We start from the raw sequence: 13,593 nt of genomic DNA, 5'->3' as shown, positions 1-13,593 counted from the left end.
CGCTGCGCCATGCTCGCGCTCCGCCCGCCCCCCGAGCGCGGCCCCAAGGGAGGACATCGATGACCGACTTTCGCGCCCGCGCCGGCCGCAACGGCATCGGCGACGGCCTGCGCCGCGCCGTGGCCCGCAACCCGAAGAAGGACGCCCTGATCTTCCGCGACCGCACCTGGTCGTATGAGGAGATGGAGACGGCTGCCTTCCGCATCGCGACCCACCTGCGCGACGCCGGCCTGAAGAAGGGCGACCGGGTGGCGGCCTTCGCGCGCAACTCCGACGCGTATTACCTGCTGTGGCTGGCCTGCGCCCAGTCGGGCCTGATCCACGTGCCCGCCAACTACGGCCTGACGGGGCCGGAGCTGCGCTACATCGTCGAGCAGTCGGGATCCCGCGCGCTGGTCTACGATCGCGCGCTGAAGGGCTCGATCGACGACATGGGCCCGGTCGAGGGGCTGGAGTTCCTCTCGGCCTTCGACGGGGGCGACGCGATCGACGTGATGGCCGCCGCGACCGGCGCCTTCGACCCCGAGCGCGAGTGGGACGTGAGCGAGGACGACTACGTCCAGATCCTCTACACCTCCGGCACCACCGGCAAGCCCAAGGGCGGGCTGATGAAGCACCGCGCCCTGATGTCGGAATTCCACAGCTGCATCCACGCGCTGGAATATGTCGAGAGCGACCGCTGCCTGTGGTCCCTGCCCCTCTACCACTCGGGCCAGATCCACACCTTCTCGAACCCGCAGATCATGGTCGGCTCGACCTGCGCCCTGCTCGAGCAGCCCAAGCCCGAGGACATCTTCGCCTGCATCGAGCGGAACAAGATCACCTCGTTCTTCGCGCCGCCCACGGTCTGGGTCGGGCTGCTGCGCCATCCGGGCTTCGACAGCCACGACCTGAGCTCGCTCAACAAGGTCTACTACGGCGCCTCGATCATGCCCGAGCCGATCCTGGTGGAGCTGCGCAAGCGCCTGAATGGGGCCCGCGTCTTCAACTGCTACGGCCAGTCCGAGACCGGGCCGCTGGCGACCGTGCTCAAGCCCGAGGAGCATGACGGCCGCCTGACCTCCTGCGGCCGCCCGGTGCTCAACGTCGAGACCCGCGTCGTGGACGAGGACGACAACGACGTCCCCGTCGGCGAGACCGGCGAGATCGTCCACCGCACCCCCCACGTGATCACCGAATACTGGAACCGCCCCGACGCCACCGACGAGGCGTTCAAGAACGGCTGGTTCCACACCGGCGACATGGGCCGCTTTGACGCGGAGGGGTTCCTCTATGTCGTCGACCGGGTGAAGGACGTGATCAACACCGGCGGCGTGCTGGTCGCCTCGCGCGAGGTCGAGGACGTGCTGTTCTCCCACGAGGCGGTCTTCGAGGTCGCCGTCGTGGGTCTGCCGGACGAGAAATGGCTCGAGGCCATCGCCGCGATGGTGGTGCTGAAGGAGGGGCATTCCCCCACCGAGGCCGACCTGATCGCGCACGCGAAGAAAAGCCTCGCCCACTACAAGATCCCCAAGCGCATCGTCTTCGTCGAGGATCTGCCGAGAAACGCCTCGGGCAAGATCCTCAAGCGAGAGCTGCGCCGGGTCCACGGCGGAGAGGAGACCGCCGTTCACTCCGGCGCCGCGGCGTCGGCGGGCTGAACCCGAGGCCCCGCCAGAGGGCCGGCCCGAACCACATGGGAGGAGAGAGATCATGAAACGCACCCTTCTGGGCGCGGCCATCGCCGCGTTCGCCCTGGGCGGCTGGAGCGCGGCCCACGCGCAGGAGCCGATCCGCATCGGCGTCCTGGAAGACATGTCGGGCGTCTACGCCGACATCACCGGCGCGAACTCGGTCGCGGGCGCGCAGCTCGCGGTCGAGGATTTCGGCGGCACGGTGCTGGGCCGGCCGATCGAGATCGTCTCGGCCGATCACCAGAACAAGGCCGACGTCGGCGCCTCGATCGCGCGCAAATGGTATGACGTCGACGGGGTCGAGATGATCACCGGCCTCGGCAACAGCTCGGTCGCGCTCGCGGTGCGCGGGATCTCGACCGAGAAGGGCAAGGTCAACATCTCGACCTCGGCGGGCACCAACGCGCTGACCGGCGAGGCCTGCTCGGAGACCGGCTTCCACTGGGTCTACAACACCTACGCCCTGTCCAAGACCATCGCCAAGTCGGTGGTCGAGTCGGGCGCGGACAAGATGTTCATCGTGGCCGCCGACTACACCTTCGGCCACGCGCTGGCCGACGATGCGCGCAAGTTCACCGAGGAAGCCGGCGGCGAGGTCGTGGGCCAGGTCAACGCGCCGCTGTCGACGGCCGACTACTCGTCCTTCATCCTGCAGGCCCAGTCCTCGGGCGCGCAGACCATCGGCCTGGCGCTGGCCGGCGGCGATCTGGTGAATTTCATCAAGCAGGCCTCCGAGTTCGGCGTGACCGAGCAGGGCCAGGCGATGGCTGGCTTCATCATCTTCGTCAACGACATCAAGGCCCTGGGCCTGGATGCCGCGCAGGGCCTCTACCTCGCCGAGACCTTCTACTGGGACGAGACCGACGAGACCCGGGCGATGGGCAAGCGCTACGAGGACAAGACCGGCGAGATGCCCAACGGCATGCAGGCGGGCGTCTACGGCTCGGTGCTGCACTACCTCAAGGCGGTCGAGGCCGCGGGCACCACCGAGGGGGCCGCGGTGGCCGCCAAGATGAAGGAGCTGCCCGTCGAGGACTTCTACACCAAGGGCGCCAAGGTGCGCGCCGACGGCCGGGTGATGCGGGACTTCTCGCTCTACCAGGTCAAGGCGCCGGGCGACTCCGAGGGCGAGTGGGACATGCTGACCAAGATCGGCACGCTGGCCGACGGCGAGGCCTTCCAGACGCTGGAGGAAGGCGGCTGCGCGCTGGTGCAGTAAGCCTTTGATCCCCCGGGGGCGCGCACAGGCGCCCCCTTCGATCCCGCGGAGGCGCCAGCAGGCGCCTCCGGTCCGCCCCCCCCTTTGACGACGGTTCCGCCGGGCGCCCCTGCGCCGCCGGGCCGAGCCGCCGATGCGAGACGCCATGCCCATCCGCTCGATCCTGATCGCCAACCGTGGAGAGATCGCCATCCGCATCGCGCGGGCGGCCGCCGACCTCGGCCTGCGGGCGGTGACGCTGGCCTCGCAGGACGACGCGCAGGCGCTGCATTCGCGCGCCGGCGAGGCCTGCCATGCGCTGCCCGGGACCGGCCCGGCCGCCTACCTGGACGGCCAGGCGGTGATCGAGGCCGCCAGGGCCACCGGCTGCGACGCGATTCACCCGGGCTACGGGTTCCTCTCGGAGAACGCCGGCTTTGCCGCGGCCTGCGCCGAGGCGGGGCTGGTCTTCATCGGCCCCGAGGCCGCCACGCTCTCGCGGCTGGGCGACAAGTCCGCCGCCCGCGCGCTGGCCGCCGAGCTGGGCGTGCCGCTGCTGCCGGGCCTGCCCGGCGGCGCCGACGTCGAGGCGGTCCGCGCCTTCGTCGAAGACCATGGCCCCACGATGATCAAGGCCGTCGCCGGCGGCGGCGGGCGCGGGATGCGCGCGGTGGAGGACGCGGCCCAGGTCGCCGACGCCCACGCCCGCTGCGCGTCGGAGGCCGCCGGGGCCTTCGGCGACGGCGCGCTCTACGCCGAGAAGCTGGTCAGGCGCGCCCGCCACATCGAGGTGCAGGTGATCGGCGACGGTCGGGCGGTCGTCCACGCCTGGGAGCGCGACTGCACCCTGCAGCGCCAGGGCCAGAAGCTGGTCGAGATCGCCCCCGCCCCCGACCTCGCCCCCGACCTGCGCGAGGCGATCCTCGAGGCCGCCCTGAAGCTCGCCGGCGCGGTGGGCTATCGGGGCCTGGGCACGTTCGAATTCCTGGTCGACCTCGACGCGCCCGGCGCCTTCTATTTCATGGAGGCCAACCCCCGCCTCCAGGTCGAGCACACGGTGACCGAAGAGGTGACCGGCCTCGACCTCGTGGCGACCCAGATCCTGCTGCTGGGGGGCGAGAGCCTCCCCTCGCTGGGCCTCGCCACCCCCCCGGCCCTGCGCTCCGGCTACGCCGTGCAGCTGCGGGTGAACGCCGAGACCATGACGCCCACGGGCGACAGCCGTCCGCAGGGCGGGACGCTGAGCCTCTACGAACCCCCGACCGGCCCCGGCGTGCGCGTCGACGGCCAGGGCTTCGCGGGGATGAAGATCAACCCGCGCTTCGACAGCCTGCTGGCGAAGCTGATCGTGCGCTCGGCCGTGCCCGGCTTCCCGGCCGCCATCGCCCGCGCCGCCAGGACGCTGGGCGAGTTCCGCATTGCCGGCGTGCAGACCAACGCGCCCTTCCTCGCGGGCCTGCTCGCCCGCCCGGAAGTCGCCCGCAACACGGTCCACACCGCCTGGGTCAAGGAGATCGCCGGCGCCGTCATCGCGCAGATGGCCGACGCCCCCGCCCTGCCCGCCACGCCCGGCGAGACCCCCAAGCCCGCCGCTCAGGACGGGCCCGAGGGCGCCGAGCCGCTGAACGCCCCCCTGACCGGCGTCCTCGCCTCGCTGGAGATCGCCGAGGGCGACGCGGTGGCCGAGGGTCAGCCGGTGGCGATCCTCGAAGCGATGAAGATGGAGCATGTGGTCGCCGCGCAGACCGCCGGCATCGTCCGCGCCCTCGCCGCGACCCCCGGCGAGGCGCTGGGCGAGGGCGACCCGATCCTGTGGATCGAGGCCTCCGAGACCGCAGGCGCCGCGGTGGTCGAGGCCGAGGAGATCGACCTCGAGGCGATCCGCCCCGACCTCGCCTCGGTGATCGAGCGTCACGCGCGGGGCCTTGACGAAAACCGCCCCAAGGCCATCGAGCGCCGCCGCTCGCGCAACCAGCGCACGGCGCGCGAGAACCTCGCCCAGCTCTGCGATCCGGGCAGCTTCACCGAATACGGCGCGCTCGCGCTCGCCGCCCAGCGCCAGAGGCGCACGACCGAAGAGCTGATCGACATGTCCCCCGCCGACGGCCTGGTGGCCGGCATCGGCACGGTCAACGCGCAGGCCTACGGGCCCGAGCGCACCCAGATCATGGCCATGGCCTACGATTTCACGGTGTTCGCGGGCACGCAGGGCTGGATGAACCACAAGAAGAAGGACCGGCTGCTGGAGCTCGCCCACCGCCTGCGCCTGCCGCTGGTGCTCTATGGCGAGGGCGGCGGCGGGCGGCCGGGCGAAACCGACGGGCTGATGGTCCACGGGCTCGACACCCCCAGCTTCCGCCGCTTCGCGGACCTCTCGGGCGAGGTCCCGATGATCGCCGTCGTCTCGGGCTTCTGCTTTGCGGGCAACGCGGCGCTGGTGGGCTGCTGCGACGTGATCGTGGCGACCAGGAACGCCTGCATCGGCATGGGCGGCCCCGCGATGGTCGAGGGCGGGGGCCTGGGCGTCTACGCCCCGAACGAGATCGGCCCCGTCTCGACGCTGGCCCCCATCGGCGCGGTCGACCTGGTGGTCGAGGACGAGGAGGCGGCGACCGAGATGACCCGCCGCCTGCTGTCCTACGTGCAGGGCCCCGCGGCGCACTGGGAGGCCGCCGACCAGCGCCTGCTGCGCTGGAAGATCCCCGAGAACCGCCGCCGCGCCTATGACGTGCGCGAGGTGATCGAGACGCTGGCCGACGCCGACAGCGTGATCGAGATGAAGCGCGACCACGCGCCGGGCATGGTCACCGCGCTGGTGCGCATCGAGGGCCGGGCCATGGGGCTGGTCGCGAACGACACCCGCCACCTGGGCGGCGCGGTGGACGCCGAGGGCGCGCGCAAGTCGGCCGAGTTCCTCAAGCTCTGCGACCGCTGGGGCCTGCCGGTGCTGTCGCTGTGCGACACGCCCGGCTTCATGGTGGGGCCGGAGGCGGAGGCCTCGGGCCAGATGCGGGCCTCGGCGGCGCTGTTCACCGTCGCCTCGAAGCTCTCGGTGCCGCTGTTCACCGTGGTGCTGCGCAAGGGCTACGGGCTGGGCGCGCAGTCGATGGCCGCCGGCGGCTTCCACGCCCCGGTCTTCACCGTCGCCTGGCCCACTGCGGAATTCGGCGGCATGGGCCTCGAGGGCGCCGTGCGGCTGGGCTATCGCCGCGAGATGGAGGCGATCGAGGACCCCGACGCGCGCGAGGCCTTCTATCAGGAGAAGCTCGCCCACCTCTATGAAGTCGGCAAGGCCACCACCATGGCCGCCTTCCTCGAGATCGACGCGGTCATCGACCCCGCCGAGACCCGCGCCTGGATCACCAGCGGCCTGCGCGCCGCGGCCATCGAGGCGCGCGACTTCCACTGGAAAACCAACGGACATCCGGGGAGGGCCGGCTAGATGGACGCGATCCTCGACATCAAGGGGCTGACCAAGTCGTTCAAGGGCTTCAAGGCCGTGAACGGCGTGGATCTCGGCGTGGAGCGAAACACGATCCACGCGCTGATCGGCCCCAACGGGGCGGGCAAGACCACCTGCTTCAACCTGATCACCAAGTTCCTCGACCCGACCGAGGGCGTGATCCGCTACGACGGGCACGACATCACCGGCGCAGGCGCGGCCGAGGTGGCGCGCATGGGGATGGTGCGCAGCTTCCAGATCTCGGCGACCTTCGCCCACATGAGCGTGCTGGAAAACGTGCGCATCGCCCTGCAGCGCCCCCGCGGCGACAGCTTCAGCTTCTGGCGGCCGGAGACGGCGCTCTCGGTGCTCGACGACCAGGCGATGGCGCTCCTGCGCGACGTGGGGCTCGAGGAGGACGCCCGCCGGCAGGCCGCCGAACTGCCCTATGGCCGCAAGCGGGCGCTGGAGCTCGCGACCACGCTCGCGCTCGACCCCAAGCTGCTGCTGCTCGATGAACCGACTTCCGGCATGGGGCGCGAGGATATCGCGCGCACCGCCGACCTGATCCGGCGCGCCGCCGAAAAGCGGACCGTGCTGATGGTCGAGCACAACCTCTCGGTCGTCTCGGACCTCTCGCACCGGATCACGGTGCTGGCCCGCGGCGAGGTGCTGGCCGAGGGACCGTATGCGGAGGTCTCCGCCAACCCGGCCGTGATCGAGGCCTACATGGGGAGCGACGCCCATGCCTGACGCGCTGCTGAAAGTCGCCGACCTGCACGGCTGGTATGGCGAAAGCCACATCCTGCACGGCATGGAGTTCCAGGTTCCGCGCGGCGAGCTGGTGACCCTGCTGGGCCGCAACGGCGCGGGCAAGACCACCACGCTCAAGGCCATCATGGGCCTGCTGAAACAGCGCAAGGGCTCGGTCGCCTTCGACGGGGCCGAGACCATCGCCATGGCCCCGCACAGGATCGCCCGCCTCGGCGTCGCCCTGTGCCCGGAGGAGCGGGGCATCTTCTCGGCCCTCACGGTCAAGGAGAACCTGCACCTGCCCCCCGTCCTGCGCGAGGGCGGCATGACCGACGCCGAGATCGACACCCTGTTCCCGCGCCTGCGGGAGCGGTGGGGCAACTCCGGCGCCAAGCTCTCGGGCGGGGAGCAGCAGATGCTCGCCATCGCCCGGATCCTGCGCACCGGCGCCACGCTCCTGCTGCTCGACGAGCCGACCGAGGGGCTGGCCCCCGTCATCGTCCAGCAGATCCGCGACGCGCTGCTGGAGCTCAAACGCCGCGGCCTGACGATCCTGCTGGTGGAGCAGAACTTCCGCTTCGCCTCCACCGTCGCCGACCGCCACTACGTGGTCGAGCACGGCCAGGTCGTCGACCACATGACCAATGACGAGATCGCCGAGAACGCGGAGCGCCTCGAGGCGTTCCTCGGGGTCTGAGGGGAGAGACGCGCCATGATGGAGCTGATCGGAATCCCGCCGCAGGCCCTGTTCGGGCAGCTGATGCTGGGGCTGATCAACGGGTCGTTCTACGCGATGCTCAGCCTGGGGCTCGCGGTGATCTTCGGCCTTTTGAACGTCATCAACTTCGCCCACGGGGCGCAGTACATGCTGGGCGCCTTCGTGGCCTGGATGCTGCTGAACTGGCTGGGCATTCCCTACTGGGGGGCGCTGGTGCTGGCGCCCATCGTCGTCGCCGCCACCGGCCTCGTGATCGAGCGCACGCTGCTGCGCCGGCTGCATGACCTCGACCACCTCTACGGTCTGCTGCTGACCTTCGGGCTGGCGCTGATCTTCGAGGGGGTGATGCGCTCGCAGTTCGGGGCGGCGGGGATGCCCTACGGCAATCCGCTGCCGGGCGGCGTGAACCTCGGGTTCATGTGGCTGCCGTGGTATCGGGGCTGGATCATCGTCGCCTCGCTGGTGGTGTGCCTGGCCACCTGGTTCGTGATCGAGCGCACAAAGCTCGGCGCCTACCTGCGCGCCGCGACCGAGCGGCCCGAGATCGTGCAGAGCTTCGGCATCGACGTGCCGCGCATGATCACCCTGACCTACGCCTTCGGCGTGGGGCTCGCGGCGCTCGCCGGCGTGCTGGCCGCGCCCGCCTATCAGGTCAGCCCGAACATGGGCTCGAACCTCATCATCGTGGTGTTCGCGGTGGTGGTGATCGGGGGCATGGGCTCGATCATGGGGGCGATCGTCACCGGCTTCGGGCTGGGGGTGATCGAGGGGCTGACCAAGGTCTTCTACCCCGAGGCCTCCAACACCGTGATTTTCGTCATCATGGCCCTGGTCCTGATGGTGCGTCCCTCGGGCCTGTTCGGAGCCGCGAAATGAGCGCCGCCACGATGACCCCCGCCCTCTCCGCCCCCATGAAGCTGGCGCTGGCCGCGGCCGTCGCCGCCGCGCTGGTCGCCGCGCCCTTCGGCGTCTATCCCGTGATGCTGATGAAGGTGATGTGCTTCGCGCTGTTCGCCTGCGCCTTCAACCTGCTGCCGGGCTACACGGGGCTCTTGTCCTTCGGCCACGCGATGTTCTTCGGCGGGGCCTCCTACATCTGCGCCCACACGATCAAGGAGCTGGGCTTCCCGCCGGAACTCGGGATCGTCGCCGGCACCGCCTTTGCGGCGGCGCTGGGTCTGGTGGTGGGCGCGCTGGCGATCCGGCGCGAGGGGATCTACTTCGCCATGGTCACGCTGGCGCTGGCCCAGATGTTCTACTTCTTCTGCCTGCAGGCCCCGTTCACCAACGGCGAGGACGGCATCCAGGGCGTGCCGCGAGGGATCTTCCTGGGACTGATCGACCTCTCGGACGACCTCTCGCTCTACTACGTCGTAGCGGTGATCTTCGTCGCCGGCGTGGCGCTGATCCACCGGATCGTGCACTCGCCCTTCGGCCAGGTGCTGCGCGCGATCCGCGAGAACGAGCCGCGCGCGATCTCGCTGGGCTATTCCGTCAACCGCTACAAGCTGCTGGCCTTCGTGCTGTCGGCGACGCTGGCGGGGCTGGCGGGGTCGACCAAGGTGCTGGTGTTCCAGCTCGCCTCGCTGACCGACGTCTACTGGACCATGTCGGGCGAGGTGGTGCTGATGACCATCGTCGGCGGCATGGGCACGATCCTGGGGCCGGCGGTGGGGGCGGCGATCATCGTGATGATGCAGAACTACCTCGCCTCGTTCGGCGAGTGGGTGCTGGTGATCCAGGGCTGCATCTTCGTGCTGGTCGTCTCGGTGTTCCGCAAGGGCATCGTGGGCGAGATCAAGGCCGCCGCCGAGCGCAGGCGCGCCCGCCGCGAGGGTTGAGAGAGCCCCGGGAAAAGGCGCCGCAACGGCGCCTTTTCCCTCGCGCACGGCTGACGGGTCGTCCCCCGGCCCGGCAGTCTCCCCCTCGTGATCGAAGCGAGGGGGCCCATGGCGCCGCTCCACAGTCGACGCCGGCGCGCGACGGCGGCCGGCCTTGTCGTCGCGCTCTGCCTCGGCGCGTCCGGGGCATCGGCGCGACTGCGTGCTCTCGGCAAGCGTGGGCGCCGCGTCCGAGACCTGGATCGAGGGCGCCCGACGCGCCGTTCCCCCCGCCGGCTGGCCCCTGCCCCCGACGCTTCCATGCTGCGCCGACCCCGATGCCCGTCTGCTGGTGACCTGCAGGGACCCGGTGGCGGTCATCCCCCGGAAGCGCAACGTGATCACCGCTGCGGCCCCGCGCTTGTGGCCGCTCAAACCGCAAGCCCGGGCAGGAACCGGCGCCCCGGAGCGGCCTTGGCTCGCGCCCGGCGATGGCCGCGGTCGCAAGACGAGGCCGCGGCGAAACGGCAAGGGGGGCCGCCCTGCCGCCGGGATAGGCCCGGTAGCAGGGCCCTTGGTCGCGTGGTCGCCGGGCCAGCCCGGCGACCACGTCGTCGAACGACGGTCTGCCGACGCCGGGCAGCGGTCGCGCGCGGTCAGCGCCGGGCGCCGGTCAGGCGGCGCGGGCGCGCCGGGGGTCGCGGGTGGTGACGAAGGCCTCGAGGCGACGGACCTGCTCGGCGACGGCCGCGGCGACATGGGCGGCGGCGGCGGCGGCCTCGCCGGTCTGGCGGGTGTTCTCCTGCACCGTGGAGTCCATGTGCTGAACCGCGGAGTTGATCTCCTGCACGCCCTGGCCCTGCTCACGGCCCGCGGCAGCGGCGTCGGCGATGGCGGTGTTGAGCTGATCGATGGCGGTGACGATCTCGGCCAGCGAGGCGCCGGTCGCGTTGACCAGGTTGACGCCGTCGGCGACCTCGGCCGCGCTGCCCTTGATCAGTTCCGAGATGTCGCGCGCCGCCTCCGACGAGCGCTGGGCGAGCGTGCGGACCTCGGAGGCGACCACCGCGAAGCCCTTGCCGGCCTCGCCCGCGCGGGCGGCTTCGACCGCCGCGTTCAGCGCCAGCAGGTTGGTCTGGAAGGCGATCGAGTCGATCAGGCTGATGATGTCGGACACCTGGGCCGAGGATTTCTCGATCCGCTGCATCGCGCCGGTGGCCTTGTCGGCGGACTCGGCGCCCTGCCGGGCGCGCTGGCGGGCGCTTTCCGTCATCCGCTCGGCCTCGGTCAGGTTGCGGGCGGACTGGGCCACCGTCTCCGACATCTGGGTCATGGTGGCGGCGGTCTCCTCGATGGTCGAGGCCTGGCCCTCGGCCCGGTCGGAGAGGGCGCGCATGGCGTCGGCCACCCGGTCAAGCTCTCCGCGCTGGGTCTCGGCCCCCTCGCGCATCGCCGAGATCGCGGAGGCGAGCTCGCCCAGCGAGGCGCGCGACACCTCGGTCAGCCGCGCCAGCCGGCCGCCGTAGCGTCCTTCCAGCGGGCGGGAGAGGTCGCCCTTCGACATGGCCGACAGCATCCCGTCGACGTCGTCGAGGAAGCCCGAGACGCTCTCGCCCAGGCGGTTCACCCCGGCGGCGAGCTCGCGCAGCTCGGGCGCCTCGAAGCGGGCGTCGACGCGGCGGGAGAAATCGCCGTGGACCGCGGCCTCGACGACCGCGTTCACGCCGTCGCGAAGCTCGGTCAGGGTGCGGGCGGCGGCGGCGCGCGCGGCCTCGGTCCGCTCCCGTTCCTGGCCCGCGCCGGCCTCGGCCTCGGCGAGCGCCCGGCGCAGGGTCTCGACCCCGCGGGCCAGGGCCCCGATCTCGTCGCCGCGGTCCTTGGCGGGGATCTCCATCTGCCGCTCGCCGGCGGCGAGGCGCCCGACCGCGACCTCGAGCGAAAGCACCGGCGCGGTGGCGCGGCCGGCAAGCCACCAGGCCAGCCCGATCGCCACGCCCAGCGTCAGCAGCGCGGTGACCAGCACCCCGGCCATCTGCTTCGTCATCGCGCCGGCGACGCCGGCCTTCTCGACGCCCACGTAGAGGATGCCCTCGATCCCGGAGGCCCCGCGGATCGGGAAATAGACGGTGTAGTAGTCGCGGCCCAGGATCGTCGCCTCGCCGCGGTAGGGACGGCCCGACATCACCACCGGATGCACCGGACCCGATGCGCCCAGCACCGTTCCCACGGCGCGCTGCCCGTCGGGCTTGATGATGTTGGTCGAGCGTCGCACGAACTCCCCCTGCGCGGGGTCGAGCGCGAAGACGGTCGCCGTTTCGCCCGTCACCGCCGCCACGCGGTCGATGACGGCGTGGGAGGCGAGGTCGGGCTCGCCCTCCCACGACAGGGCCTGCACCTCGCCGCCGGGACCGAAGCGCGCCTCGACCCCCGGAACCTCGGCGTCCACGATGGCGGCTGCGGCGCGCAGGGACTGGCCCTGGCGCTGCTGCGCCTGCGCGGCAAGGCGGTCGAGCGTCTGCACCGCGATGGACGCAGACATGGCCAACACCGCAAACAGCACGATACCAGCGGCGGCCAGCGCCGCGCGCGATCGAAGATTGCCCATATCTCTCCCCGGAGCAGACGGATGACTCGGGCGCCTTGTGCCCCGGCCCGGGTTAAGAGGACGTTTCGCTCCCCCCTCCATGCTTGCGACGACCCGGTCCCGCGACCGGCTCGGGCGCGCTTCGCGCTGGACATCCCGGCCCCCGCCGGTCCAGTTTCCGCGCCAACCGGAAGCGCCCCCAGGAGGTCCGCCATGAGAACCCGCGCCGCCATCGCCGTAGAGGCCGGAAAGCCGCTCGAGATCGCCGAGGTCAACCTCGAAGGCCCGCGCGCGGGCGAGGTCCTGGTCGAGATCATGGCCACCGGCATCTGCCACACCGACGAGTTCACCCTCTCGGGCGCCGACCCCGAGGGCCTGTTCCCCGCGATCCTGGGCCACGAGGGCGCGGGCGTGGTGCGCGAGGTCGGGGCGGGCGTGACCTCGGTGAAGCCGGGCGACCACGTGATCCCGCTCTACACGCCCGAGTGCCGCCAGTGCGCCTCGTGCCTGTCGGGCAAGACCAACCTGTGCACCTCGATCCGCGCCACCCAGGGACAGGGGCTGATGCCCGACGGGACCAGCCGCTTCACCACGCTCGATGGCGATCCGATCCTGCACTACATGGGCTGCTCGACCTTCTCGAACTTCACGGTGATGCCCGAGGTGGCGGTCGCCAAGATCCGCGAGGACGCGCCCTTCGACAAGGTCTGCTACATCGGCTGCGGCGTGACCACGGGCGTGGGCGCGGTGATCAACACCGCGAAGGTCGAGATCGGCGCCAAGGCGGTGGTCTTCGGCCTGGGCGGCATCGGGCTGAACGTGATCCAGGGCCTGCGGCTGGCGGGCGCGGACATGATCATCGGCGTGGACCTGAACAACGAGAAGAAGGCCTGGGGCGAGCGCTTCGGGATGACCCACTTCATCAACCCGAGCGAGATCGGCGAGGATCTGGTCCCCTACATCGTCAACCTCACCAAGACCCCGTTCGACCAGATCGGCGGCGCCGACTACACCTTCGACTGCACCGGCAACGTCAAGGTGATGCGCGACGCGCTGGAATGCGCGCATCGCGGCTGGGGCCAGTCGATCGTGATCGGCGTGGCGCCGGCGGGGGCCGAGATCGCGACCCGCCCGTTCCAGCTGGTGACGGGACGCGTGTGGAAGGGCTCGGCCTTCGGGGGCGCGCGGGGGCGCACCGACGTGCCCAAGATCGTGGACTGGTACATGGACGGGAAGATCGAGATCGACCCGATGATCACCCACCTGCTGAAGCTCGAGGACATCAACAAGGGCTTCGACCTGATGCACGCGGGCGAGAGCATCCGCTCGGTCGTGGTCTACTGATCCCGACTGGCAGGGCGCGGCGAGACGCGCCCTGCGGCTGCCCTGGGGGGCCTTGCCGCCC

General features: G+C 71.1%; 9 protein-coding genes. 8 read left to right on the top strand and 1 reads right to left on the bottom strand.

The window, feature by feature from the left end; all coding sequences use genetic code 11:
- The first annotated feature begins 59 nt into the window (after positions 1-59).
- From AAC134_RS03045 to AAC134_RS03015, 7 genes are all read left to right on the top strand, one after another.
- On the top strand, positions 60-1,640 hold the full coding sequence (locus AAC134_RS03045) for a fatty acyl-CoA synthetase (protein WP_339947573.1): 1,581 nt from the start codon (positions 60-62) through the stop codon (positions 1,638-1,640).
- A gap of 52 nt (positions 1,641-1,692) precedes the next feature.
- Entirely contained in the window at positions 1,693-2,892 is a 1,200-nt protein-coding gene (locus AAC134_RS03040; protein WP_339947572.1) for an ABC transporter substrate-binding protein, read from the top strand.
- Between the two features lie 133 nt (positions 2,893-3,025).
- The gene (locus tag AAC134_RS03035) at positions 3,026-6,313 is read left to right on the top strand and encodes a carboxyl transferase domain-containing protein (protein ID WP_339947571.1); all 3,288 of its coding nucleotides are present in this window, start codon (positions 3,026-3,028) and stop codon (positions 6,311-6,313) included.
- Positions 6,314-7,066, top strand: coding sequence for an ABC transporter ATP-binding protein (locus AAC134_RS03030; RefSeq protein ID WP_339947570.1), 753 nt, complete (start codon positions 6,314-6,316; stop codon positions 7,064-7,066). It begins immediately after the preceding gene.
- On the top strand, positions 7,059-7,763 hold the full coding sequence (locus tag AAC134_RS03025) for an ABC transporter ATP-binding protein (RefSeq protein ID WP_339947569.1): 705 nt from the start codon (positions 7,059-7,061) through the stop codon (positions 7,761-7,763). Before AAC134_RS03030 ends, AAC134_RS03025 begins: the two co-directional genes overlap by 8 nt.
- Before the next feature lie 15 nt (positions 7,764-7,778).
- Positions 7,779-8,660 carry a branched-chain amino acid ABC transporter permease gene (locus AAC134_RS03020; RefSeq protein ID WP_339947568.1) on the top strand — a complete coding sequence of 294 codons (882 nt, stop codon included), beginning with the start codon at positions 7,779-7,781 and terminating at the stop codon, positions 8,658-8,660.
- A 35-nt stretch (positions 8,661-8,695) separates the two neighbouring features.
- On the top strand, positions 8,696-9,625 hold the full coding sequence (locus AAC134_RS03015) for a branched-chain amino acid ABC transporter permease (protein WP_339947694.1): 930 nt from the start codon (positions 8,696-8,698) through the stop codon (positions 9,623-9,625).
- A gap of 652 nt (positions 9,626-10,277) precedes the next feature.
- Here the strand turns inward: AAC134_RS03015 and AAC134_RS03010 are convergent.
- Positions 10,278-12,209, bottom strand: coding sequence for a methyl-accepting chemotaxis protein (locus tag AAC134_RS03010; RefSeq protein ID WP_339947567.1), 1,932 nt, complete (start codon positions 12,207-12,209; stop codon positions 10,278-10,280).
- 192 nt (positions 12,210-12,401) lie between these two features.
- Between AAC134_RS03010 and AAC134_RS03005 the strand changes: the two genes are divergently transcribed.
- Positions 12,402-13,532: an S-(hydroxymethyl)glutathione dehydrogenase/class III alcohol dehydrogenase gene (locus tag AAC134_RS03005; protein ID WP_339947566.1), complete on the top strand. Its 1,131-nt coding sequence runs from the start codon at positions 12,402-12,404 to the stop codon at positions 13,530-13,532.
- The last annotated feature ends 61 nt before the right edge of the window (positions 13,533-13,593 follow it).

Origin of the sequence: uncultured Albimonas sp. (genome assembly GCF_963977235.1) — a bacterium.
Classification (GTDB): Bacteria; Pseudomonadota; Alphaproteobacteria; order Rhodobacterales; family Rhodobacteraceae; genus Albimonas.
Note: the sequence above shows the minus strand (reverse complement) of the source record. Positions and strands in the feature narration are given on the sequence as shown.

Coding starts and splice junctions, on each gene's coding strand:
- AAC134_RS03045 (WP_339947573.1), top strand. CDS start 60: ATGACCGACTTTCGCGCCCGCGCCGGCCGCAACGGCATCGGCGACGGC.
- AAC134_RS03040 (WP_339947572.1), top strand. CDS start 1,693: ATGAAACGCACCCTTCTGGGCGCGGCCATCGCCGCGTTCGCCCTGGGC.
- AAC134_RS03035 (WP_339947571.1), top strand. CDS start 3,026: ATGCGAGACGCCATGCCCATCCGCTCGATCCTGATCGCCAACCGTGGA.
- AAC134_RS03030 (WP_339947570.1), top strand. CDS start 6,314: ATGGACGCGATCCTCGACATCAAGGGGCTGACCAAGTCGTTCAAGGGC.
- AAC134_RS03025 (WP_339947569.1), top strand. CDS start 7,059: ATGCCTGACGCGCTGCTGAAAGTCGCCGACCTGCACGGCTGGTATGGC.
- AAC134_RS03020 (WP_339947568.1), top strand. CDS start 7,779: ATGATGGAGCTGATCGGAATCCCGCCGCAGGCCCTGTTCGGGCAGCTG.
- AAC134_RS03015 (WP_339947694.1), top strand. CDS start 8,696: ATGAAGCTGGCGCTGGCCGCGGCCGTCGCCGCCGCGCTGGTCGCCGCG.
- AAC134_RS03010 (WP_339947567.1), bottom strand. CDS start 12,209: ATGGGCAATCTTCGATCGCGCGCGGCGCTGGCCGCCGCTGGTATCGTG.
- AAC134_RS03005 (WP_339947566.1), top strand. CDS start 12,402: ATGAGAACCCGCGCCGCCATCGCCGTAGAGGCCGGAAAGCCGCTCGAG.